Here is a 23,985-nt window from a genome sequence, read left to right on the forward strand (position 1 = left end):
AGCTGTTTCGGCGCAACTGAAACAAGCGTCAGATGCTCGGCAGGTCGAGGCCCTTTTCGCGCGCGCAGTCGATGGCGATGTCGTAACCCGCGTCGGCGTGGCGCATGACGCCGGTGCCGGGGTCGTTCCACAGCACGCGTTCGAGCCGCTTCGCCGCCTCGGGGGTGCCGTCGGCGACAATCACCATGCCGCTATGTTGCGAATAGCCCATGCCGACCCCGCCGCCGTGATGGAGGGATACCCAGGTCGCGCCCGAGGCGGTGTTGAGCAGCGCGTTGAGGAGCGGCCAGTCCGAAACCGCATCCGACCCGTCGCGCATCGCCTCGGTCTCGCGGTTCGGCGAGGCGACCGAGCCCGAATCGAGATGGTCGCGGCCGATCACGACGGGTGCCTTGAGGTCACCCGCCGCGACCATTTCGTTGAACGCAAGGCCGAGCCGGTGGCGATCGCCGAGCCCGACCCAGCAAATGCGCGCGGGCAGTCCCTGAAACCGGATCTTCTCGCGCGCCATGTCGAGCCAGTTGTGGAGGTGAGCGTTGTCGGGCAGCAGCTCCTTCACCTTGGCGTCGGTCTTGTAGATGTCCTCGGGATCGCCCGACAGCGCCGCCCAGCGGAACGGCCCGATGCCCCGGCAGAAGAGCGGGCGGACATAGGCTGGGACGAAGCCGGGGAAGTCGAACGCGTTTTCGACGCCCTCGTCCTTCGCCATCTGGCGGATATTGTTGCCGTAATCGGTCGTCGGTACACCCGCCGCCTGCAGGTCGAGCATGGCTTGCACATGGACCGCCATCGACGCCTTCGCTGCCTTGGCGACGGCGGCGGGATCGCTCTCGCGCTTGGCGAACCATTGGTCGAGGGTCCAGCCCGCGGGAAGATAGCCGTTGACCGGATCGTGCGCCGAGGTCTGGTCGGTGAGCAGATCGGGGCGGATGCCGCGACGGACCATCTCGGGCAGGATCTCGGCGGCGTTGCCGAGCAGGCCGACCGAGACGGGTTTTCCTTCGGCGTGGCTCGCTTCGATCATCGCGATCGCCTCGTCGATGCTCGCTGCCTGCTTGTCGAGATAGCCGGTCCGCAGGCGCATCTCGATGCGGCTCGGCTGGCATTCGATCGCGAGGCAACTCGCACCCGCCATTACCGCCGCGAGCGGCTGCGCGCCGCCCATGCCGCCGAGCCCGGCGGTGAGCAGCCAGCGGCCCGCAAGACTGCCGCCATAATGCTGGCGCCCCATTTCGACGAAGGTTTCGTAGGTGCCCTGCACGATGCCCTGGCTGCCGATATAGATCCAGCTGCCCGCGGTCATCTGGCCGTACATCATCAGGCCTTTGCGATCGAGCTCGTGGAAATGATCCCAGTTCGCCCATTCAGGGACGAGGTTCGAATTGGCGAGGAGCACGCGCGGCGCATTCTCGTGGGTGCGGAAGACGCCGACGGGCTTGCCCGACTGGATGAGCAGGGTTTCGTCGCCTTCGAGCCGCTTTAGCGTTTCGACGATCTTGTCATAGCTTTTCCAGTCGCGCGCGGCGCGGCCGATGCCGCCATAGACGACGAGTTCGTGCGGCGCTTCGGCAACGTCGGGGTGCAGATTGTTCATCAGCATCCGCATCGGTGCTTCGGTGAGCCAGCTTTTCGCGCTGATCTCGGGGCCGGTCGCAGGGCGGATCACGCGGCTGTTATCGAGGCGGGTGGTCATGAATGTCCTTTCGCAAAATCGAGTGTCGCAGCGATGACCTGTTCGAGCACGGGCCGGATCGCGGGATTGGGGTCGAGGGGGCTGGGCCAGTTGACGTGGGTGATCGTATCGGGCTCGGTCATATAGCCGCGCTGCGCCAGCTCCATCTGGATCGCATGGATGCCGCTTTCGGGGCGGCCATAGTGGCGCGTCGTCCAGCCACCCTTGAAACGGCCGTTGACGACATGGCTATGGCCGCTCGCGGCGCAGATATTCGCGACGACGGTTTCGAGTTCGGGCGCGCATGTCATACCGCCGTTGGTACCGACGTTGAACTGCGGCAGCTCGCCGTCGAACAGGCGCGGGACATGGCTGCGGATCGAGTGGGCGTCATAGAGGACGACCTTGCCGTGCGCGGCTTTCAGGCGGCCGAGTTCGTCGGTCAGCGCGTCGTGATAGGGGCGGTGATAGAGGTTGAGCCGCTGGGTGATCGACGCCTCGTCGGGCTGATCGAAACGATAGAGCGGCTCGCCGTCGAAGGTCGTCGTCGGGCAGAGTTCGGTCGTCGCCTGCCCCGGGTAGAGCGACGCGCCCGAGGGATCGCGATTCATGTCGATCACGCTGCGCGAAATGTCGGTGGCGATCAGTGTCGCGCCGAGATCGGCGGCGAAGGCGTAAAGATCGGCGATCCACCAGTCGGTGTCGATCTGCGCGTGCCAGGGCGACACATACTGTTCGTCGAGCCCCGCCAGATCGGTCCCGCCATGCGGGAACGCGACGACGAGCGGCGCGTCGCCGCGATGGACGCGCAGCCAGTCCATCAACCGAGACCCGGCAGCGTGGCGGGAACCGCGGCGACGAGGCTGCCCGAGCGAACCAGCGCGGTCGCGGCCTCCATATCGGGGTGGAAATGCCGGTCGTCTTCGAGCGTCGGCACATTCGCGCGGAGATGCTTGTGTGCGGCTTCGAGCGCGTCGCTTGATTTCAGCGGCGCGTGGAAATCGACCCCCTGACATGCCGCGAGCAGTTCGATGCCGATCACCGCGCTGGCATTGTCGCCCATGTCGAGCAGGCGTCGCGCGCCGTGCGCGGCCATCGAGACATGATCCTCCTGATTGGCCGACGTCGGGATAGAATCGACGCTCGCCGGATAGGCGCGCTGCTTGTTCTCGCTGACCAGCGCCGCGGCGGTAACCTGCGGGATCATGAAGCCCGAGTTGAGGCCGGGGCGGGGGGTGAGAAAGGCGGGCAGGCCCGACAGCGCCGGATCGACGAGCATGGCGATGCGGCGCTCCGAAATCGAGCCGATCTCGCACAAGGCCATCGCGATCATGTCGGCGGCGAAGGCGACGGGTTCGGCGTGGAAATTGCCGCCCGAGAGGGCTTCGTTGGTGTCGGCGAAGATCAGCGGGTTGTCCGAGACGCCATTCGCTTCGATGCCGAGCGTCGTTCCTGCCTGCCGCAGCAGGTCGAGCGCTGCGCCCATGACCTGCGGCTGGCAGCGGAGGCAATAGGGGTCCTGCACGCGCGGATCGTCGACCGCGTGCGAGGCGCGGATCGCCGAACCCGCCATCAACCCGCGCAGCGCGTCACCGACCTCACGTTGGCCCGCATGGCCGCGCAGCGCATGGATACGCGCGTCGAACGGTGCGTCGGAACCCTTGGCGGCTTCGGTCGACAGCGCGCCGGTGATCAGCGCCGAGCGGAAAATCGTTTCGGCGCGGAACAGGCCGGCGAGCGCATTGGCGGTCGAAAATTGCGTACCGTTGAGCAGCGCGAGCCCTTCCTTGGGGCCGAGGTCGAGCGGGATGAGCCCAGCTTGGGCGAGCGCATCGGCAGCGGGCAGCGTCTTGCCGCCCACGTCGATCGCGCCGACGCCGATCATCGCCGCCGCCATATGCGACAGCGGCGCAAGGTCGCCGCTCGCACCGACCGATCCTTGCGACGGAACGGCCGGGGTGAGCCCCTTCGCCAGCATCGCCTCGATCATCGCGACCGTTTCGCGGCGGACGCCCGATGCCCCCATGCCGAAGCTCGCGAGCTTGAGCGCCATCATCAGGCGGACGATCTTCGTCGGCGACGGCGCGCCGGTCCCGGCGGCATGGCTGAGCACGATATTGCGCTGGAGCGTCGCCAGATCGTCGTCGGCGATGCGCACGCTCGCAAGCTTTCCGAAGCCGGTGTTGATGCCATAGACCGGCGCGCCCTTGGCGACGATGCGTGCGACCGCGGCGGCGCTCGCGTCGATCGCGTTCCATGCGGCGTCGCTCAGTTCGGCGCTCGCGCCCTCATAGATTTCGCGCCAGTCGGCGAGCGAAATATGCCCGGGCTCGATGATCATTGTCCGTCCTTGATGCGTTGGTGAAGCGGGTTGAAGCCGATGCGATAGACAAGCTCGGCGGGTTCAGTGACGTCCCAGATCGCGAGGTCGCACGCCTTGCCAGGCTCGAGCGTGCCGATCTCGGCGGACAGGCCGAGCGCCGCGGCGGCGTTCACCGTCACGCCGCGCAGCGCCTCGACCACCGTCAGCCCGAACAGCGTTGCGCCCATGTTGAGCATCAGCAGCAGCGAGGTCGTCGGCGAGGTGCCGGGGTTATTGTCGGTGGCAAGGGCGATGCGCGTGCCATGGCGGCGCATCGCGCCCACTGGCGGCAGTTTCGTCTCGCGCATGAAATAGTAAGCGCCGGGCAGCAGGACCGCGACGGTGCCCGCTTCGGCCATCGCGCGGACATCGTCGTCGGTCGCATGTTCGAGATGGTCGGCCGACAAGGCGCCATGGTTTGCGGCAAGCGCGCTGCCGTGGAGCGCCGACAATTGTTCGGCGTGGAGCTTGACCGCGAGGCCATGCGCCTTCGCGGCTTCGATCACGCGCGTGCATTGTGCGGGCGAAAAGCCGATGCCTTCGCAAAATGCGTCGACTGCGGTCGCGAGCGGCGCGGCGGCGGGGATCATCTCGCCGACGACGAGATCGATATAGGAGTCGCTGTCGCCCTTATATTCGGGGGGCAGCGCGTGCGCGCCGAGGAAGGTCGGCTCGACGCGGATGTTGCGGTGCCCGGCGAGCGCACGCGCGGCGCGCAGCATCTTGAGTTCGTCGTCGGTCGAGAGGCCGTAACCCGATTTGATCTCGATCGTCGTCACACCCTCGGCGATCAGCGCGTCGAGGCGGGGCAGTGCGCTTTCGACCAGCTCCTCCTCGCTCGCTTCGCGTGTCGCGCGCATCGTCGAGACGATGCCGCCGCCGGCGCGGGCAATCTCTTCATAGCTCGCGCCTTGAAGCCGCATCGCCCATTCGTTCGCACGGTTGCCGCCGTGGATCAGGTGGGTGTGGCAGTCGATCAGCCCGGGCGTGATCAGCCGCCCTTCGCAATCATGCACCTGCGCTTCGGTGGTCGGCGCGCCCTCGGCGGGGCCGGCATAGGTGATTCGGCCATCCTTCGCCGCCACCACGGCATCGTCGATCAGGCCGAGATCGTCTCCGGCCATTGTTGCGATTCGGGCGTTCGTCCAGCGTTGCTCCATCTGGACAGTCTCGCCTTGATGCGCCATTATGTCTAGACATAATATGAGGACGGATGATGGTTTCGCTCTGGTTCGAACGCGCATGGATCGGCAATGGCTGGGAAAAGGACGTGCGGTTGCGTATCGCGGACGGGCGGATCGCCTCGGTAGAGACGGGCGTCGCAGCGCAGGGCGCCGACGATCGTCACCGCGCCGGCCTGCCCGGCCTCTGCAACGTCCACAGTCACGGCTTCCAGCGCGGCATGGCGGGATTGTCCGAACGCCGCAGCCGTCCCGACGACAATTTCTGGAGCTGGCGCGAGATCATGTACCGCTTCCTCGACCGGCTGACGCCCGAGGATGTCGCGGCGATCACCGCGCAGGCCTATGCCGAGATGCTCGAGACGGGTTTCACGCGCGTCGGCGAGTTCCACTATCTGCATCACGATCCGGCGGGCGCGGCCTATGCCGACCCGGCCGAGATGGCGGGGGCGATTGCGCAGGCGAGCGCCGCGACGGGGATCGGGCTGACGCTGCTTCCCGTTTTCTACGCGCACGGCAATTTCGATGCCGCGCCGCCGAGCCCGGGGCAGCGGCGCTTCCTCAACGACATCGACGGCTTTGCGGCATTGCTCGATGCGTCGCGGTCGAAGCTCGCGGGCGACGCCAACATCGGCGTCGCGCCACACTCGCTTCGAGCCGTGACGCCCGAAGAGCTTCGCGCGCTGCTCGAAATGTCGCCGACCGGGCCTGTGCATATCCATGCCGCCGAACAGTTGAAGGAGGTGGCCGACTGCGTCGCATGGAGCGGCGCGCGGCCCGTCGAATGGCTGCTCGACAATGTCGGGGTCGATGAACGCTGGTGCCTCATCCATTCGACACATCTCGACGAACGCGAGGTGCGGCGGCTCGCTGCGAGTGGCGCGGTCGCCGGGCTTTGCCCGGTTACCGAAGGCAATCTGGGCGACGGCATTTTTCCGGCGGTCGATTATCTGGGCGCGGGGGGACGCTTCGGGGTCGGCACCGACAGCAATATCCTCGTCGATGCGGCGCAGGAGCTTCGCGCGCTCGAATATTCGCAGCGCCTCGCGCAGCGCGCCCGCGCCTTGCTGGCGAGCGAGGAAGCGCCCTTCGTGGGCGCCAACCTCTTCGCGAGCGCCATCGCGGGCGGCGCGCAGGCGCTCGGCGTGCCCGCGGGGCTGGCTGTCGGCCATGCCGCCGACATCGTCTCGCTCGACTTGGAGCATCCCTCCTTCGCTGGCAACGACGATGCGACGCTGCTCGACCGCTGGATTTTCGCCGCTCGCGCGGGCGCGATCGACAGCGTGTGGCGCGCGGGCGTAAAGCGCGTCGAAAAGGGGCGCCATCTGGACGCCGATGCGATCGGAACCGCGTATCGCGGCTGCGTTGCGCGGCTGCTCGCGTGAACCCCGCGCGGCGCATCCGCGACGAGATCGCCGCCGCGATCCGCTCGGGCGAATGGCGTCCCGGCGACCGCGTGCCCACCGAGCAGGAGCTCGCCGCGCGCTACGTCTGCGCGCGCGCGACGGTGAGCAAGGCGCTCGGCGAACTCGCGGCCTCGGGGCTCGTCGAACGCCGCCGCAAGGCGGGGACGTTCGTCGCGCATCCGCCGGTTCATTCGGCGGTGATGACGGTGCCCGACCTTGCCGAACTGATCGCGGCGCGCGGCGAGACCTATCGCTGGGACCTGATATCGATCATCGACACGGACGATACCGGCGAGGAACCGCTCGCGGGGCCGGCGCTGCGCATTGAGGGCGTGCACAGGGCGGCGGGCGAGCCCTTCGCGCTCGAACGGCGCTTCATCGCGCTCGGCGAAGTGCCCGCTGCGGCGGACGCGGACTTTGCGAAGGAGGCCCCGGGGACCTGGTTGCTCGGCCATATCCCGTGGACGCAGGCGCGCCACGTTATTCGCGCGGTGAACCCGGTGCGCAAGGAAACGTCGCTTTTGGGAATCGGTCCCGGCGCGGCGTGCCTCGAACTCGACCGCACGACCTGGCGCGCGGGCCGCGTCGTCACGCACGTCCGGCAATTGTTCCGCGGTGACCGCTTCGATCTGGTTGCCGAATTCAACGCGGGTCCGTGACGCCGCCCCGGCCATGCGGAACCATCGGGACGATGCGCAGCATCGCGATCGCGGCGATCGCCCACGCGGCCGCCGCGAAGCCCATCGTATAGACCGGCTCGCCGGGGAACAGCGCCTTCATCACCTGACCCATGACTGTGGCGACCAGAAGCTGGGGTATGACGACGAATATATTGAACAGCCCCATATAGATGCCGAGCTTTGCCTGCGGCAGGTTGGACGCGAGGATGGCGTAGGGCATGGCGAGGATCGAGGCCCATGCGATGCCGATCGCCACCTCGGCGACGAGCAGGGCCTGCGGATCGCGCAGGAAGAGGAAGCTTACGAACCCGGCGGCACCGACGAGCAGGCAGATCATGTGCGTGCGCGCCTGCCCGACGCGCCGCGACAACCATGGCAGCAGGGTCAGCGCGGCGATGGCCGCGACGGCATTATAGGTCGCGAACAGGACCCCGACCCAATTGCCCCCCGCCTGATAGGCGGGCGATGCGGGATCGCTGCTGCCGAACATATATTGCGCGACGACGGGAGTGGTGTTGATCCACATGACGAACAGCGCCGACCAGCTGAAGAACTGGACGAGCGCGAGCTTCTTCATCACCGGCGGCATGCCCGCGAAATCGCCGACGATATGCGCGAGCATGTTGTTGCTGCGCCCCGCGCGGGCGAGCGCGATCGCGAGCGCGCCGGCGAGGCCATAGCCCGTGACGAGCGCGGCGAGCAGATACATCTCCTTTTCGAGGCCGAACTCGGCGACGAGGAAGGCGATGGCAAGGCCGGCGCCGGCCCAGATCGCGCTGCCCGCAAAGCTGCGCGCGGCGAGCAGGCGGGTGGCGGCGGGGTTGTCGGCGACGGCATCGCTGCCGGCGAAGGCCGCCATCTCTTCGGGCGAATATTCGCGCGTCGTGAGCACGGTCCACAGCACCGAAAGGAAGAAGACGAGGCCGCCCGCCCAGAAGCTGTAGCGCACGGTGTCGGGGATCTCGCCCGGCGCCGCCGTGTTGGCGACGCCGAGATGGTCGAGCAGCCAAGGGAAGGCCGATCCCGCGACCGCGCCCACGCCAATGAAGAAGGTCTGCACCGCATAGCCGATGCTGTGTTGGTCGCGGCGCAGCATGTCGCCGACAAAGGCGCGAAACGGCTCCATCGAGACATTGATCGACGCGTCGAGGATCCAGAGCATCAGCACCGAGAACCAGAGCACCGAGGATTCGGGCATGATCAGCAAGGCGAGCGCGGCGAGGATCGCGCCGGCGAGAAAATAGGGGCGCCGCCGCCCGAGCCTCCCGAGCCAGGTGCGGTCGGACATATGGCCGATGACCGGCTGGACGAGCAGGCCGGTGAGCGGCGCGGCGATCCAGAGCGCGGGCAGCGATTCGAGTTCGGCGCCGAGCGTCTGGAAGATACGGCTCATATTGGCATTCTGCAGCGCGAAGCCGATCTGGATTCCCAGAAAGCCGAAGCTGATGTTCCACAGACCGCGAAAGCCCTGTGTCGGCTTTTCCATATCTCTCTCCCCGGCGGCGCTGGCGCGGCGCGCGGCATGAGGATTGCAGCGCGGGGGAGGGAGGGCAAGCCGCGCGGCCGGTGCGTATACGAATACGTTCGCCGGGCCAGCTAGACCGCCGTGCTCTGCCGCTTGATCAACCGCGTCGGCAGGATGCTGCGTTCGACAGGCAGGTTGTCGAGGCGGCGGAGCAGCGCGTCGACGAGCAGTTCGCCCGCGCTCTTCATATCCTGCATCACCGTGGTCAGCGTCGGCGAGGTGAGGTTCGCCGCCGGGATGTCGTCGAAGCCAATGATCGCGACATCTTGGGGCAGGCGGAGCCCCGCCTCGATCAGCGCGCGCATCGCGCCGATCGCGATCAGGTCGCTGGCGGCGAAAATCGCGTCGAACGCGCGTCCGCTTGCGAGCAGCGCGCGCGCGGCGGCGTGACCCGAGTCCTCCGACGACACGGCGTCGCGCTGGAGCGCCGGGTCGGGCGACAGGCCTGCGCTCTCCATCGCCCGGCACAGGCCGGCATAGCGATCCTGAAATTCGGGCGCATGGTCCGACGCGTCGCCGAGGAAAGCGATGGTGCGTCGCCCGATTTCGATCAGGTGCCGTCCCGCCTGCATCCCCGCACCGACATTGTCCGACCCGACCGTGAGCCCGATGCTGTCGTCCGACACCGATCCCCAGCGCACGAATTTCGTGTCCATTTCGACCAGATGCTCGAGCTTTGAACGATAGAGTTGATAATCGCCGTATCCGAGCAGGATGATGCCGTCGGAGCGGTGGCTGTCCTGATAGGCGACATGCCAGTCGTTGTGCATCTGCTGGAAGCTGATGAGCAGGTCATAGCCGCGCAGCGCGCACTGGCGCGTGATCGACCCGAGCATCGACAGAAAAAAGGGGTTGATCATCGACTGGTCTGGGGTCGGGTCTTCGAAAAAGAGCAATGCGAGCGTGTGGGTGCGCTGCGATCGCAGGCTCGACGCATTTTTGTCGACGGTGTAGTTGAGTTCGCGCGCGATGCGTTCGATGTTCGCGCGCGTTGCGGCGCTCACCGACTTGCTGCCGCGCAGCGCGCGCGACACGGTTGGCTGGGACACGCCGGCCAGATAGGCGATATCGAAGCTCGTCGGCTTGGCGGACGGCGGGCGCCCCATCTCTCTCTCCCTGACGCTGCGGCTCTTGTCGATGGCCTTCGCAGCCGTCGGAGAGTAGCGATTGGTCCGGTCGCTGCCAAGAATATGCGTGGCGCGGCGTCCTGCGATTTTCGGGGTCCTAAGCGTTGCATTTCCGCGACAGTCGGCCGGGCTGCATATTATGCGTATACGTATACCCTATGGCGGCTCGGCGCGATTGGTTTCAATTGCGAGGCTCAAGATGGGAAAGCCCATGTATCGGAGAGGAGCCTGACGGACGCACCGCGTCCCCTTCCGATGCGTGGTCGAGACCGCCCGTCCGTGCCAGGGGAGCCACTATGACCATGCCGACCAATCTTCGCCCCAATTTTCGTCGGGGTGCCAGCGCCATCGCGCTCGGCCTTGCCTTGACCGTCTTCGTGCCCGCCGCGATGGCGCAGGATGCCGGCACCGCGCCCGTCGACGAGGCGCCGGTCGACGGCGAGATCGTCGTCAGCGGCATTCGCGGCGCGATCAACAATTCGGTACAGGCGAAAAAGGCGAACACGTCGATCGTCGAGGTCGTCTCGGCCGAAGATATCGGCAAGCTGCCCGACCTGTCGATCGCCGAATCGCTCTCGCGCCTGCCGGGCCTCGCGACGCAGCGCCTCGACGGCCGCGCCAATGTCGTGTCGATCCGCGGCCTCGCCCCCGATTTCACCACGACGCTTCTCAACGGCCGCGAACAGGTTTCGGCGAACAACAACCGCGGCGTCGAGCTCGATCAATATCCGTCCGAACTGCTGAACGGCGCGATCGTCTACAAGACCCCCGACGCATCGCTGATCGGGCAGGCGATCGGCGGTACGATCGACATGCGGACGGTACGCCCGCTCGCCTATGGCAAGCGCGCGATCGCGGCCGGGGCGCGGTTCGAGATCAACGATCTTGGCAAGCTCAACCCCGACATTTCGAACAAGGGCTATCGCGCCAATATCTCGTACATCGACCAGAATGCCGACGGCACGCTCGGCTGGGCGATCGGCTATGCGCGCATGCAGTCGCCGACCGCCGAAGAGCGTTTCAACGCATGGGGCTATCCCGAGGCGACCGACGGCACCAACACCGGTTTCATCATCGGCGGTGCCAAGCCCTATGTGAAATCGAACGCATTGAAGCGCGACGGCGTGATGGCGGTCGTCGAATGGCAGCCGAGCGACAAGTTCCACACGACGATCGACGGCTATTGGTCGAAGTTCAAGGACGAGCAGCGCCTGCGCGGCATCGAATTCCCGCTTTTCTGGGGCAATTCGACGCTCCAGCCGGGCTTCACCATCGAGGATGGGCTGGTGACCAAGGGTGTCTGGACGGGCACCGAGGCGGTGATGCGCAACGACGTCGTTCACCGCAACTCGACGATCATCGCCGGCGGCTGGAACACGCAGTTCAAGCCGAACGAGAGACTGACGCTCGAACTCGACCTTGGCTATTCGCGGGTCAAGAAGACCGAGGAAAATCTGGAAATCTATCTCGGCACGGGTCGCGGCGCAGGCGTCGGTGCACGCGAAACCGCGCTGGGCTTCGAGATGCGCCGCAAGGGCGGGATCATGTTCGACCCGTCGCTCGACTATTCGGACCCCAATCTGTTCGTGATCACCGACCCGCAGGGCTGGAACAGCTGCGGCGGGGCGGTGCCCAACTGCCAGGACGGTTTCGTCAACACGCCGAGCATCAAGGACGAACTGAAATCGCTGCGCGTGCAGGCGACGCAGGAACTGGACGGCGTGCTCAGCAGCATCCGCGTCGGCGCCAATTATTCGGACCGCGAGAAGAGCCTCGACGACCGCGGTTTCGTGCTGACCAGCGAAAATTACCCGGCGAACACCGCGGTGCCGGCCGACTATCTCTATGATCCCGTGTCGCTCGATTTCATCGGCATCCCGGGCATGGTCGCGTTCGACAGCTGGCGTTACTATAATGATGGCAATTACACGCTGACCGACGGCGCGGGCTTCGATCCGGCGCGCGTGTTCAACGACTATACGATCCGTGAAAAGGTGCTGACCGGCTTTGTACAGGCGAATTTCGACGCCGATGCGGGCAGCACGCCGATCCGTGGCAATGTCGGCGTCCAGATCGTCCACTCGGACCAGACGGGATCGAGCTTCTATGCGCAGGTGGTCGGCGGCGTCACGCAGTCGACGCCCGTCACCGACGGTACCAAATATACCGACATCCTGCCCAGCCTGAACCTGTCGGTCGAATTCGCGGACAACACCTTCCTGCGCTTCGGTGCCGCGCGCGTGCTGGCGCGCGCGCGCATGGATCAGTTGAAGCCCGGCGGCGGCGTCAATTTCGACACGTCGAAGCGCAACAACACCGACGTCAACGCCTCGCCCTGGTCGCTCGACCTCGGCAACGCGCGGCTGCGTCCGCTGATGGCCGATACGGTCGACGTGGGCCTCGAAAAATATTTCGGGCAGGGCGGCTATGTCTCGATCGGCGGCTTCTACAAATATCTCGAAAATTACATCTATCGGCAGGTCAACCCGTTCGATTTCACCGACTTCGAGGTGCCCGACGGCGGCACGGTTGGTACGCGGGCGGGCCTCAGCAAGCAGTGGCTGAACGGCAACGCCGGGCGCATCTACGGCGCCGAAGCCTCCTTCTCGCTGCCCTTCGCCAACTTCACCCAGTCGCTCGACGGTTTCGGCGTGCTCGGCAGCGCATCCTATACCAAGAGCCGCGTGCGCGAAGGTGGGGAGGATCCGATTTCGATGCCGGGCCTGTCGAAATGGGTCATCAACGGAACCGCCTATTTCGAAAAGGACGGCTTCCAGGTGCGGGCATCGGGTCGCTATCGCTCGAAGTTCCTTGCCGAAGTTTCGACGATCAGCCTCGCGCGCGACATGTTCATGGCGAAGAGCGAATTCGTCGTCGACGCGCAGGTCGGCTACACCTTCCAGAGCGGCGCGCTCGAAGGGCTGGGCGTCCTGTTTCAGGCGTCGAACCTGACCAACGAGCCGTTCGTGACCTATTATAACAACGACCCGCGCCAGATCCGCGACTATCAGAATTATGGTCGCAACTTCATGGCGGGTATCACTTACAAGTTCTGACGGGATGCGCGGGCCGGGCGATACGTCCGGCCCGCTTCCCGGAGGAGAGGGAAGGAACAGGGTGGGCGAGCGCCGCATCACGAAGGTCGTCATCGTCGGCGGCGGAACCGCGGGCTGGATGGCCGCCGCGGCGCTGTCGCGGACGATGGACCATCTGTCGATCCGGCTGGTCGAAAGCGACGAGATCGGCACCGTCGGGGTCGGCGAGGCGACGATCCCCGCGATCCGCCTGTTCAACGCGCTGATCGGCATCGACGAGAATGAGTTTATTCGCGAGACCGGCGGGACGTTCAAACTCGGCATCCAGTTTCACGATTGGGGCCGGATCGGCGACGTCTACATGCACGCCTTCGGCCAGATCGGCCGCAGCCTCGGCATGCTGCCGTTCCAGCAATATTGGCTTCGCGGCCGGAACGAGGGCGTCGCGGGGCGGCTCGGCGATTATTCGCTGAACGAAACCACCGGGCGGCAGAACCGCTTTGCACGGTTGCCGCAAATCCCGAACACCAGCCTCGACGGCATCGCCTACGCCTTTCATTTCGACGCCGCGCTCTATGCGGCCTATCTGCGCAAGGTTTCCGAGGCCGCCGGGGTCGAACGGACCGAAGGCAAGATCGCCGGCGTCCGGCGGGGCGGCGAAAGCGGCCATGTCGAAGCCGTCGTTCTGGAAAATGGTACCGAAATCGAAGGCGAACTCTTCATCGACTGTTCGGGCTTTCGCGCGCTGCTGATCGAGGATGCGCTCGAAACCGGGTTCGAGGATTGGACGCAGTGGCTTCCCTGCGACCGCGCGATCGCGGTGCCGAGCGAAAATGCCGGCCCCGCGCGGCCCTATACGCAGGCAATTGCGCACAAGGCCGGCTGGCAATGGCGCATCCCGCTCCAGCACCGGACAGGCAACGGCCACGTTTTCTGCAGCGACTTCATCAGCGAGGATGAGGCCACCGCGATCCTGCTCGCCAATATCGAGGGCCGCCCGCTCGCCGACCCGCGAACGCTTCGCTTTAAGACTGGCATGCGTAAACGTGCGTGGAACGCCAATGTCGTCGCGCTCGGCCTCGCTTCGGGTTTTCTCGAGCCGCTTGAATCGACGAGCATCCACCTGATCCAGAACGGCATCGCCAAGCTGCTCGCGCATTTTCCCGACCGCGATTTCGATGCCGCCAATATCGGTGCCTATAACCGACGCGTCCGCTTCGACTACGAGCGCGTCCGCGACTTCGTCATCCTCCACTATCATGCCAACCAGCGCACCGACGCGCCTTTCTGGATCCGCTGCCGCGAGATGGGCATCCCCGATACGCTGGCGCAGAAGATCGCGCTGTTCAAAAGCCAGGGCCAGATCGTCCGCGAGGGCGACGAATTGTTCATCGAAATCGGCTGGTTTCAGGTGCTGACGGGGCAGAATATCATGCCCGATGGCTATCACCCGATGGCCGACCAGCTCACCCGCGACGAACTGGCGGGCTTTTTCGCCGACATCGAAACGATCGTTGCGCGCGCGGCGTCGCATCTTCCGACCCACGAAGAGTTTATCGCGCAGCATTGCGCGGCAGGAGTGCCCGCATGAGTTTGCTCGCATCGATACTCGCGATGAGCCTGTCGGGCGCCGCGCCGGCTGCGGATTTCCGCCAGCGCCCTCCCGAGGACGAGATCATCTATTTCGTGCTTCCCGACCGTTTCGAGAATGGCGATGCCAAGAACGACAAGGGCGGGCTGAAGGGCGACCGGCTCCAGACCGGCTATGATCCGACCGCGAAGGGCTTCTTCCACGGCGGCGACCTCGCTGGCCTGACGAAGCGGCTCGACTATATCGAAGGTCTGGGCGCGACCGCGATCTGGTTTGCGCCGATCTTCAAGAACAAGCCGGTGCAGGGGCCGAAGGGCAAAGAGAGCGCAGGCTATCACGGTTATTGGGTGACCGACTTCACGCAGGTCGACCCGCATTTCGGCACCAATGCCGAGTTCAAGGCCTTCGTCGACGCGGCGCACGCGCGGGGGATGAAAGTCTATATGGACATCATTGCCAACCACACCGCCGACGTGATCGCCTATAAGCAAGATGCGGCCGGCGGCTTCCGTTACCGCAATCTCGCCGACTATCCTTACTCACGGCGCGGCGGGGTGAAGGGCGCGCCGATCAATCCGGGTTTCGCGGGCGATCATGTGGCCGATGCTGAAAACTGGGCAAAGCTGACCGATCCGGCGTTCGCCTATACGCCTGTCGTGCCGAAGGGCGAGGAGCGGGTGAAGGTTCCCGCCTGGCTCAACGACCCGATCTATTATCACAATCGCGGCAACAGCGATTGGGTCGGCGAGTCCGCGCTGTACGGCGACTTCTCCGGGCTTGACGATCTCGCGACCGAGCATCCGCGCGTCGTCCAGGGCTTCATCGACATCTATGGCCGGTGGATCGACGAATTCGGTATCGACGGCTTCCGCATCGACACCGCCAAGCATGTGAACCCCGAATTCTGGCAGTCCTTCGTCCCTGCGATGCAGGCACGCGCGAAGGCGCGCGGCATCCCCAATTTCCACATCTTCGGCGAAGTCTATGTCGACGCCGTCGATCCCGGCGCGCTCGCCTGGTACACGCACGCGGCGGGTCTCCCCGCGGTGCTCGACTTCGGCTTTGCACGCGCCGCGATCGACGCGGTGAGCGGTACCAAGGGCACCGGCGAGTTCGCGCGTCTGCTCGACGGCGACGCGCTCTACAAGGGCGGGGCAGGGGCGGCGCAGCAGCTTCCGACTTTCCTCGGCAACCACGACATGGGCCGCTTTTCGATGTTCGTGAAGGCGGCGAACCCTCAGGCGAGCAAGGCCGAACTGCTCCAGCGCGTGATGCTCGGCCATGCGATGCTGCTGACGCTGCGCGGCGTGCCGACCATCTATTATGGCGACGAGCAGGGGTTCGTCTCCGACGACAAGGACCAACTCGCGCGCGAGGATATGTTCGCGTCGCAAGTCGAAGCCTATAACGACAATGAGTTGATCGGCAGCGATGCGACGACGGCGGCGGCGAATTTCGACACCGCGCATCCGCTTTATCGCCATATCGCCGCGCTGGCCGCTATCCGGCGCAAGACCCCCGCGCTGATGCGCGGCGCGACAAAGGTCCGTGCCTTCTCCGACAAGCCCGGCCTGCTCGCGGTATCGCGCTTCGATCCCGATACCGGGCGCGAGGTGCTGCTTGCCTTCAACACATCGGCGGCGCCGCTCGCATCGAATATTGCCATCGATACGAAAAGCGCGGGCTTTACCGCGCTCCACGGCGATTGCCCGGCCGCGCCGGCCGCGCCGGCCGCGCCGGGAAGCCTCCATCTTTCTCTCCCCGCCTTCGGCATGATCATCTGCCAGGCCAGCGAATAAGCGAAAGTGCGTGTGACGACGAACAGCCCCCTCGTTCAGGACCGGACCATGACCGCCGCGGCAACCACGCCATGGTGGAAGGGCGCGGCGATCTATCAGGTCTATCCGCGCAGCTTCGCCGATTCGAACGGCGACGGCATCGGCGACCTTGCCGGCATCACCGCGCGACTCGACTATATCGCCTCATTGGGTGTCGATGCGATCTGGCTGTCGCCCTTCTACCCCTCGCCGATGGACGATTTCGGTTACGACATCGCCGATTATCAGGGCGTCGACCCGATCTTCGGCACGCTCGCCGATTTCGACGCGCTGGTGGCGCGCGCGCATGCGCTGGGGCTGAAGGTCACCACCGACCTCGTCTTCGCGCACACCTCCGACCGCCACGCCTGGTTTGCGGAAAGCCGCGCGAGCAAGCATGGCGAGAAGGCCGACTGGTATGTCTGGGCCGACGCGAAACCCGACGGCTCGCCGCCGACCAACTGGCAGTCGGTGTTCGGCGGTCCCGCCTGGACGTGGGATGCACGCCGCGGCCAATATTATATGCATAATTTCCTGGGATCGCAGCCGCAGCTCAACGTCCACAACCCTGCGGTGCAGGACGCGCTGCTCGATATCGTGCGCTTCTGGCTTGACCGCGGCGTCGACGGCTTCCGCATCGATGCGATCAACTTTTCGATGCACGACCCCGAATTTCGCGACAATCCGCCTGCGCCGCCGTCGAACAAGCCGCGCACGCGGCCGTTCGATTTCCAGCAGAAAATCTATAATCAGTCGCACCCCGACATCCCGCTGTTCCTCGAACGGATCCGCGCGCTGACCGACCAATACCCGGGTCGCTTCACCGTCGCCGAGGTCGGCGGCGACGATGCAGCGCGCGAGATGAAGCTGTTCACCGCGGGCGACCAGCGGCTGAACAGCGCCTATGGCTTCGACTTCCTTTATGCGGGGCAGCTGACGCCTCAGCTCGTGCGCGAGGCGGCCGAGAGCTGGCCCGACGCGCCGGGGATCGGCTGGCCGAGCTGGGCGTTTGAAAATCACGACGCGCCGCGCGCGCTGTCGCGCTGGACCCCCAACGGGGTCGATCCCGCCGCCTTTGCGCGAATGAAGATGGCGCTGCTGTGCGCGCTGCGCGGCAATATCATTATCTATAATGGCGAGGAACTCGGACTCGATCAGGTCGAGATCCCGTTCGAACTCGTCAAGGACCCCGAGGCGCTCAAAAACTGGCCGCTTACCCTGTCGCGCGACGGCGCGCGGACGCCGTTGCCCTGGGTGGCGGGCGAGAGCCATGCGGGCTTTTCGAGCGTCGATCCGTGGCTTCCGCTCGGCGCCGCGCACCGCGATCTCGCGGTCGACCGGCAGCAGGACGACCCCGCTTCGCTGCTCAACCTCACCCGCCATCTGGTCGCGCTGCGCGCGGCGCACCCGGCGCTAGGGCTCGGCGCCAACGCGAACTGGACCGCCGAGGGCGACCTCCTCGGTTTCGATCGCGTGGCGGGCGACGAATCCATGCGTTGCCTCTTCAATCTCGGCGGCGGGACGATCGACATCGCGGGCCTCGGCGCCGGCGCCGAGCCGATCGTCGCACTGAACGGCGCCGATCCGGCGCACTTGCCGCCGTGCGGCGCCCTCTGGCTGAAACTCGAAGGAAAAAATGATGCGTAGCCTGTTCGTCGCCCTCCCGCTGCTCGCCGCCACGGCCGTTCCCGCCGTCGCGCAGGACGCGCGGCCGGAGCAGATCGCCGCGTCGCCCGACGGCAACATCGTGCTGACCGTGTCGACCGACAACGACCAGCGGCCGACCTGGTCGCTGACGCGCAAGGGCAAGCTGCTGATCGCGCCGTCGAAGCTCGGCTTCCTGCTGACCGACGGCGTCGCGCTCCAGCGCGGTTTCACGATCGAGAGCGTTGAACGCGCGAGCGGCGATGAGCGCTGGGAACAGCCGTGGGGCGAACGCCGCTTCGTCCGCGATCGCCACAACGAACTGCTCGTCCGCTTCCGCCAGAATGAAAGCTGGGGCGGCCATGCGATGAACGTGCGGTTCCGCCTGTTCGACGACGGCATCGGCTTCCGCTACGAACTGCCCGAACAGGCGGGACTCCAGACCGCGAAGATCGCCGACGAAATCACCGAATTCGACATCGTGCCCGAGGGCACGGCATGGTGGATCGCCGGCGGCGAGTGGAACCGTTACGAGCAGATCTACCAGAAGACGCCGATCGACGCGGTCGCGACCGCGCATACGCCGATCACGATGCGCTTCGACAACGGCACGCACCTGTCGTTCCACGAAGCCGCGCTCGTCGATTATGCGGGCATGTGGTTCAAGCGCGTCGAGGGGCGGAAATTCCGTGCCACCCTCTCGCCGTCGTCGCAGGGCGCGCGCGTCATCCGCGACCTGCCGTTCGCGACCCCATGGCGCACGATCCGCATCGCCGACGATGCGGCGGGCCTCGTCGAAAGCGATCTCGAACTCAACCTCAACGAGCCGAACAAGCTGGGCGATGTCAGCTGGGTTAAGCCGATGAAATATATCGGCATCTGGTGGGGCATGATCCGCGGACCGTGGAGCTGGGCCGAAGGGCCGCAGCATGGTGCGACCACCGAGCGGACCAAGCAATATATCGATTTCGCGGCAAAGCACGGCTTTGGCGGCGTGCTCGTCGAGGGCTGGAACAAGGGCTGGAACGGTAACTGGTTCGGCCATGGCGACGAGTTCAGCTTCACCGAAGCCTATCCCGATTTCGACCTGAAGGCAGTTACCGATTACGCGCGAAAGAAGGGCGTGACGCTGATCGGCCATCATGAAACCGGCGGCAATATAGCGGTTTACGAGGCGCAGCTCGACGATGCGATGAAGCTATATGGCCAGCTTGGCGTCAAGGCGGTGAAGACCGGCTATGTCGCCGACGCCGGCGGCATCATCGCGCCGGGCGACACGCCGGGGACGACGCGCATGGAATGGCACGACGGCCAGCGCCAGGTGCAACATCATCTGAAGGTCGTCCAGACCGCGGCGAAGTACAAGGTCGCGGTCAATCCGCACGAACCGATCAAGGACACCGGGCTTCGCCGCACTTATCCGAACTGGGTTGCGCGTGAAGGCGCGCGCGGCATGGAATATAATGCCTGGAGCGATTTCGGCAGCGGCCCCGACCATGAACCGACGCTCGTCTACACGCGCATGCTCTCGGGACCGATGGACTATACGCCGGGGGTGCTGAGCCTCGAAGGCTCCAATAAGGCGCCCTTCGCATCGACGCTCGCCAAGCAGCTCGGCCTATATCTCGCCATTTATTCGCCGATCCAGATGGCCGCCGACTTCATCGAAAATCTCGAGGCGCATCCGCGCGAGCTCGAATTCATCAAGGCGGTTCCGGCCGACTGGGCGGAAAGCAAGCTGATCGCGGGCGAGGTCGGCGACTATGCGATCTTCGCGCGCAAGGACCGCAAAAGCGCCGACTGGTATGTCGGCGGGGTCAACGACGCGACCGAACGCACGCTGACGCTGACCTTCGATTTCCTCGACCCGGGCAAGACCTATACCGCGACGATCTGGAAGGATGGCGAAGGCGCCACCTATCTCAACGAAGCACGGCACCGGATCGCTTATGAGACGATCAAGGTGAAGAAAGGCGACACCTATAAATTATGGCTCGCCCCGGGCGGCGGCGCGGCGATGCGCGTCGCGCCGGGGAAATAGCTCTAGCGCCGCGGCGGCGCGCGATAGACAGCCTGATCGAGCTCACCCTCCCAGCGTGCCACGGTGGTCGCGACGGTCAGGTTGGCGCTGGCGCTCGGCACCGTGCGCGTCATGTCGAGCAACCGGTCGAAGGGAAGCACGAAGCCGACGATCAGCGCGGTCTGTTCGGGCGGAACGCCGACCGCCGAAAGCACCGCGGCGAGCATGAAGAGCGACGCCGACGGAACGGGGGCGGTGCCGAAGGCCGCGAGCGCGCCGGTGAGCAATATGATCGCTAGAGTTCCGGCATCGATCGGCACGCCGAAAGCCTGCAGGCTGAATATGCTGAGCAGGCCGACATACATGGCGGTGCCGTCCTTGCCGATGCTCGCGCCCAGCGGCAGCACGGTCGAATAGACGCTGGAAGATATGCCCAGGTTCCTGCCCGCCACGGTCATCGCGACGGGCAAGGTCGCCGATGACGAGGCGGTCGAAAAGGCGACGACGAGCGCGTCGATGATGCCGCGAAAGAAGGTGAAGACGGGCAGGCGCGCCAGCAGTCGCAGGATAAGGCTGTGGACGAGGACGATCTGGATCGCCGAGCCGAGTACGACGGCGAGCGCCAGCCAGCCGATGTTGACGAAGACCGCGGCGCCGTTGGCGGCGACGGCATTGGCGATCAGCGCGAACACGCCGATCGGGGTCGCTTCCATCACCAGCCCGACGATCTTCAGCAGCACCGCCGACAGCGACTGCAGCAGTCGAGCGAAGGGTTTTCCGGCCTCGCCCGCAAGCACGGTGCCGACACCGACGAGGATCGCGACGAAGATCAGCGCCAGCATGTCGCCCTTCGCCAGCGCCTCGACAATGTTGAGCGGGATGATGCCGACAAGCTGGTCATAGAGCGGCACCGGGTCGCCGAGCGCCTTGGGCGCCGCCGTGCCGACCGGTGCCGCAACACCGGGTTCGACGAGCAGCGCGACCGCCATGCCGACCGACACCGCTATCGCCGTCGTTAGCGCGAACAGCCCGACGGTCCGCCCGCCGAGCGGCCCGAGGCGCTTGGGATCGGCGAGCGAGGTGATCCCGGCGGCGATGGTGACGAGGACGATCGGCGCGACGAGCATCCGGATCGCGCGCACGAACAGGTCGCCGAATACCGCGACTTTGGGGGCCGCCTCGGGCCAGACGAGCGCGAGCAGCAGTCCGAGCACCAGTCCGCCGAGCACGCGTTTCCAGAGGGGAATGGCGAACCAGCGGCGCATCATCGTCCGGCCGACTGTCGGGCGGGAAGGGATGGAAGACATGACATGGCCGGCAAGCCTAGTCGGGCTCGCGGCCCGGACCGCATAGCGAATGTGCGCCTATCCATAACCTGTCGCTATATCCCGTCGATGATTTCCGCCACGACTTTCAGGAAATCGGTCGTGAGCGCGGTGGGGGGGCGATTGTGATAATACATCGCATAAAGATCGAAGGTCAGCGGGGGCGTCAGCGGGCGGATCGCGAGGCCGGGGGCCAGCGCCGCCTGCGCGGTGAAGCTGTCGACGACCGTCAGTCCGACGCCCGCGCGAACAAGCGCGGTCGCGATATAGAAGGTGCGCGCCGACATCGCATGGTCGAATTCGAGCCCGAGCCGGCGCTGTTCTTCGACGAATATCTCGCCGATCGGTCCGCTGGCCGCGACGCTGATGAAGCGATGTTCGCGCAGGTCGCCGAGCGCGAGACGCGGCGGGGCGTCGGGAATGTCGGCTTCGCGGTAGAGAACCACCAGTTCGCCTTCGCCCAGCCAGCGGCTTCCGATGGGCGCGTTCTGCGGCACTTCGACCGCGATCGCGACGTCGGTTTCGCGTTCCTGGAGCTTGCGGACCAGATCGTCGTGGTGGACCGTCTGCAGGTCGAAATTGACGTGCGGATGGCTGATGAGGAAGCGCGCGACGGCTTCGGGGAGGACGCCGAGCGCCAGCGACGGAAGCGCCGAGATGCGCAGCTTCATGCCCGCGCCGCGTCGCAGGTTGCGCGCGCCTTCGCGCAGCGCGTGGACGCGATCCTGGATTTCGCTGACCTCGGCGAACAGCGCGTGCGCATCGTCGGTCGCGACGAGGCGCCCGGCCGAGCGTTCGAACAGCGGAAAGCCGAGGATAGATTCGGCGTGGCGCAGCGTCTTCGACACCGACGGCTGCGAAATGTTGAGCGCACGCGCGGCGGCGCTGACCGACCCGTTAGTATAGACCGCGTGGAATATCTCGATATGGCGCAGATTCATCCCCGGCATGGTTCAGACCCTAACCGCGCCCCGCCCTGCGGCAAGAGATTTTGCAACGCAGCACGGCGGGGTTCCGGCGTCAGCGCGGCCGCAGCAGCACGCGGCCGTGGCGATCGGCGGTGGGCTTTCCTTTGGCCAGCGCCGCCTTTCCGTTGACGAAGACATAAACCACGCCGACCGAATAGGCGTGCGGCCGTTCATAGGTCGCACGGTCGTGTATCGTGGCGGGATCGAAGACGATCACGTCGGCAAAGGCGCCTTCGCGCAGCAGGCCGCGGTCGGGAATGCCGAGGACCTTCGCGGGCAGGCCGGTCGCGGCATGGATCGCCTGCGCCATCGGGATCACCGGCTTGTCGAGCACATAATTGCGCAGCTTGCGCGGGAAGGCGCCATAGGCGCGCGGATGTTCGGACGTCTTGCCGAAATGCGGCAGGCCGCCGTCGGTCGAGGTCATCGTCCACGGCTGGCGCATGAAGGCCTCGACATCGGCGTCGCTCATGTTGAACGAGACGGTCGGCGCGCCGCCCGCGATCAGCATCTCGATCGCGGCGTCGAGCGGGTCCATGCCCTTGATCCGGCCGACCTCGTCCAGCCTCTTGCCCTCGAGCGACGGATCGGGCGCGAAGCTGCGGATCATCAGCGCGTGCGGCCCCGCGCGGCGTTCGAGGTTCGGCACCATCTCCGCCCGGATCTTCGCGCGCATCGCCGGATCCTGAAGCCGCTTGGCGAGCGCCGCCGCGCCGCCTTCCTGCGCCCAGCCCGGGACGAGCGAGGCCATCAGGCTCGATCCCGACGCCGAGTAAGGATATTGGTCGGCCCAGATTTCGAGCCCCTCGGCGCGCGCCTGATCGATGCGGGCGATGACGTCGGCCGACTTGCCCCAGACCTGCGGCCCCAGCACCTTGATGTGGGTGACGACACCCGGAATTTTCGCCGCGCGCGCGACGGTGATCACCTCGTCGACCGCGGCGACGACGCCGATGTCGTAATTGCCCTCGTCGCGGATGTGGCTGATGTAGAAGGCGCCGGGAAAGTGCGCCGCCGCCTTCGCGAGGCCGACGATTTCGGCGGTGTTCGAATATTTGCCCGGAATATAGAAGGGGCCATCGGACAGGCCATAGGCGCCCGCCGCCATCGCCGCGGTGACCAGCCCCTCCATCTTCGCCTGTTCGTCGGCGTTGGCGAGGCGCGCGACATCGCCCATCACTGCGCGCCGCACCGCATTGTGGCCGATCAGCGGGATGACGTTGACCCCGGGGATATTGGTCTTGAGGTCGGCGATCTGCGGGCCGAGCTCGGCTGGCCCGCCGCCGTCGGGGTTGATCGCCAGCGTCGTGATCCCCTGATGCAGCATCGGCAGCGCGGCGGCGAGTTCCTTCGTCTGGATATTCGGCGCCGCGTGCGAATGGGGGTCGATAAAGCCCGGCGCGACGATCCGGCCCGCGGCGTTGACTAGCGTCGTCGCGGTGGCGCCGTCCGGGATCGCCCCCACCGCCGCGATGCGGTCTCCAGTAATTGCGACATCGGCGGTGCGCGCGGGCGCGCCCGTGCCGTCATAGAGCGTGCCGCCGCGGATCAGCACGTCATAATGCTGGGCGAGCGCGGGCGCAGTGGTGGCGAGGAGGACCGCGAGCGAAAGCGTCAGGCGTTTCATCGACC

General features: G+C 66.0%; 16 protein-coding genes. 7 read left to right on the plus strand and 9 right to left on the minus strand.

The window, feature by feature from the left end; all coding sequences use genetic code 11:
* Window positions 1–28 precede the first annotated feature (28 nt).
* Genes hutU through hutI form a run of 4 tightly spaced genes read right to left on the minus strand, consistent with a single transcriptional unit; the run spans window position 29 to window position 5,221 of the window.
* Window positions 29–1,693: a urocanate hydratase gene (gene hutU, locus E5675_RS04475; RefSeq protein ID WP_136173527.1), complete on the minus strand. Its 1,665-nt coding sequence runs from the start codon at window positions 1,691–1,693 to the stop codon at window positions 29–31.
* Window positions 1,690–2,493, minus strand: coding sequence for an N-formylglutamate deformylase (hutG, locus tag E5675_RS04480; RefSeq protein ID WP_136173528.1), 804 nt, complete (start codon window positions 2,491–2,493; stop codon window positions 1,690–1,692). The genes hutU and hutG overlap by 4 nt, the downstream gene beginning before the upstream one ends.
* Window positions 2,493–4,013, minus strand: coding sequence for a histidine ammonia-lyase (gene hutH, locus E5675_RS04485; RefSeq protein WP_136173529.1), 1,521 nt, complete (start codon window positions 4,011–4,013; stop codon window positions 2,493–2,495). Before hutH ends, hutG begins: the two co-directional genes overlap by 1 nt.
* Window positions 4,010–5,221 (minus strand): imidazolonepropionase, encoded by a 1,212-nt coding sequence (hutI, locus tag E5675_RS04490; protein ID WP_136173530.1) that lies wholly within the window; start codon window positions 5,219–5,221, stop codon window positions 4,010–4,012. Before hutI ends, hutH begins: the two co-directional genes overlap by 4 nt.
* Window positions 5,222–5,250: 29 nt before the next feature.
* Here hutI and E5675_RS04495 point away from each other — a divergent pair, with 29 nt between their 5' ends.
* Entirely contained in the window at window positions 5,251–6,600 is a 1,350-nt protein-coding gene (locus E5675_RS04495) for a formimidoylglutamate deiminase (protein WP_136176334.1), read from the plus strand.
* A complete protein-coding gene (locus E5675_RS04500) occupies window positions 6,597–7,280 on the plus strand; it encodes a UTRA domain-containing protein (RefSeq protein ID WP_136173531.1) in 684 nt (227 codons plus the stop codon). Before E5675_RS04495 ends, E5675_RS04500 begins: the two co-directional genes overlap by 4 nt.
* Here the strand turns inward: E5675_RS04500 and E5675_RS04505 are convergent.
* Together E5675_RS04505 and E5675_RS04510 are read right to left on the minus strand one after the other, a co-directional pair.
* Window positions 7,264–8,787: an MFS transporter gene (locus E5675_RS04505; protein WP_136173532.1), complete on the minus strand. Its 1,524-nt coding sequence runs from the start codon at window positions 8,785–8,787 to the stop codon at window positions 7,264–7,266. The genes E5675_RS04500 and E5675_RS04505 overlap by 17 nt on opposite strands.
* 110 nt (window positions 8,788–8,897) lie before the next feature.
* A complete protein-coding gene (locus E5675_RS04510; RefSeq protein ID WP_136173533.1) occupies window positions 8,898–9,932 on the minus strand; it encodes a LacI family DNA-binding transcriptional regulator in 1,035 nt (344 codons plus the stop codon).
* Window positions 9,933–10,249: 317 nt separating this feature from the next.
* Between E5675_RS04510 and E5675_RS04515 the strand changes: the two genes are divergently transcribed.
* From E5675_RS04515 to E5675_RS04535, 5 genes are all read left to right on the plus strand, one after another.
* Window positions 10,250–13,009 carry a TonB-dependent receptor gene (locus E5675_RS04515; protein ID WP_168707789.1) on the plus strand — a complete coding sequence of 920 codons (2,760 nt, stop codon included), beginning with the start codon at window positions 10,250–10,252 and terminating at the stop codon, window positions 13,007–13,009.
* Window positions 13,010–13,070: 61 nt separating this feature from the next.
* Window positions 13,071–14,579, plus strand: coding sequence for a tryptophan halogenase family protein (locus E5675_RS04520; RefSeq protein ID WP_348769822.1), 1,509 nt, complete (start codon window positions 13,071–13,073; stop codon window positions 14,577–14,579).
* Window positions 14,576–16,378, plus strand: a complete 1,803-nt coding sequence (locus tag E5675_RS04525) for an alpha-amylase family glycosyl hydrolase (RefSeq protein WP_136173536.1) — start codon at window positions 14,576–14,578, stop codon at window positions 16,376–16,378. The genes E5675_RS04520 and E5675_RS04525 overlap by 4 nt, the downstream gene beginning before the upstream one ends.
* A 48-nt stretch (window positions 16,379–16,426) precedes the next feature.
* A complete protein-coding gene (locus E5675_RS04530; protein ID WP_136173537.1) occupies window positions 16,427–18,043 on the plus strand; it encodes an alpha-amylase family glycosyl hydrolase in 1,617 nt (538 codons plus the stop codon).
* Window positions 18,033–20,081, plus strand: coding sequence for a glycoside hydrolase family 97 protein (locus E5675_RS04535; RefSeq protein WP_136173538.1), 2,049 nt, complete (start codon window positions 18,033–18,035; stop codon window positions 20,079–20,081). Before E5675_RS04530 ends, E5675_RS04535 begins: the two co-directional genes overlap by 11 nt.
* Window positions 20,082–20,083: 2 nt before the next feature.
* Here E5675_RS04535 and E5675_RS04540 read toward each other — a convergent pair whose 3' ends face one another.
* From E5675_RS04540 to E5675_RS04550, 3 genes are all read right to left on the minus strand, one after another.
* Window positions 20,084–21,328, minus strand: a complete 1,245-nt coding sequence (locus tag E5675_RS04540; RefSeq protein WP_136173539.1) for a dicarboxylate/amino acid:cation symporter — start codon at window positions 21,326–21,328, stop codon at window positions 20,084–20,086.
* 113 nt (window positions 21,329–21,441) lie between these two features.
* Window positions 21,442–22,326, minus strand: coding sequence for a LysR family transcriptional regulator (locus tag E5675_RS04545; RefSeq protein ID WP_136176335.1), 885 nt, complete (start codon window positions 22,324–22,326; stop codon window positions 21,442–21,444).
* 79 nt (window positions 22,327–22,405) lie between these two features.
* Window positions 22,406–23,980: an amidohydrolase family protein gene (locus tag E5675_RS04550; protein WP_136173540.1), complete on the minus strand. Its 1,575-nt coding sequence runs from the start codon at window positions 23,978–23,980 to the stop codon at window positions 22,406–22,408.
* Window positions 23,981–23,985: the final 5 nt, after the last annotated feature.

The sequence above is a fragment of the Sphingopyxis sp. PAMC25046 genome, assembly GCF_004795895.1.
GTDB lineage: Bacteria > Pseudomonadota > Alphaproteobacteria > Sphingomonadales > Sphingomonadaceae > Sphingopyxis.

Bases quoted from the DNA above. Each gene is read 5' to 3' on its own strand.
- hutU (WP_136173527.1), bottom strand. From the start codon at position 1,693: ATGACCACCCGCCTCGATAACAGCCGCGTGATCCGCCCTGCGACCGGC.
- hutG (WP_136173528.1), bottom strand. From the start codon at position 2,493: ATGGACTGGCTGCGCGTCCATCGCGGCGACGCGCCGCTCGTCGTCGCG.
- hutH (WP_136173529.1), bottom strand. From the start codon at position 4,013: ATGATCATCGAGCCCGGGCATATTTCGCTCGCCGACTGGCGCGAAATC.
- hutI (WP_136173530.1), bottom strand. From the start codon at position 5,221: ATGGCGCATCAAGGCGAGACTGTCCAGATGGAGCAACGCTGGACGAAC.
- E5675_RS04495 (WP_136176334.1), top strand. From the start codon at position 5,251: ATGGTTTCGCTCTGGTTCGAACGCGCATGGATCGGCAATGGCTGGGAA.
- E5675_RS04505 (WP_136173532.1), bottom strand. From the start codon at position 8,787: ATGGAAAAGCCGACACAGGGCTTTCGCGGTCTGTGGAACATCAGCTTC.
- E5675_RS04510 (WP_136173533.1), bottom strand. From the start codon at position 9,932: ATGGGGCGCCCGCCGTCCGCCAAGCCGACGAGCTTCGATATCGCCTAT.
- E5675_RS04515 (WP_168707789.1), top strand. From the start codon at position 10,250: ATGACCATGCCGACCAATCTTCGCCCCAATTTTCGTCGGGGTGCCAGC.
- E5675_RS04525 (WP_136173536.1), top strand. From the start codon at position 14,576: ATGAGTTTGCTCGCATCGATACTCGCGATGAGCCTGTCGGGCGCCGCG.
- E5675_RS04530 (WP_136173537.1), top strand. From the start codon at position 16,427: ATGACCGCCGCGGCAACCACGCCATGGTGGAAGGGCGCGGCGATCTAT.
- E5675_RS04535 (WP_136173538.1), top strand. From the start codon at position 18,033: ATGATGCGTAGCCTGTTCGTCGCCCTCCCGCTGCTCGCCGCCACGGCC.
- E5675_RS04540 (WP_136173539.1), bottom strand. From the start codon at position 21,328: ATGATGCGCCGCTGGTTCGCCATTCCCCTCTGGAAACGCGTGCTCGGC.
- E5675_RS04545 (WP_136176335.1), bottom strand. From the start codon at position 22,326: ATGAATCTGCGCCATATCGAGATATTCCACGCGGTCTATACTAACGGG.
- E5675_RS04550 (WP_136173540.1), bottom strand. From the start codon at position 23,980: ATGAAACGCCTGACGCTTTCGCTCGCGGTCCTCCTCGCCACCACTGCG.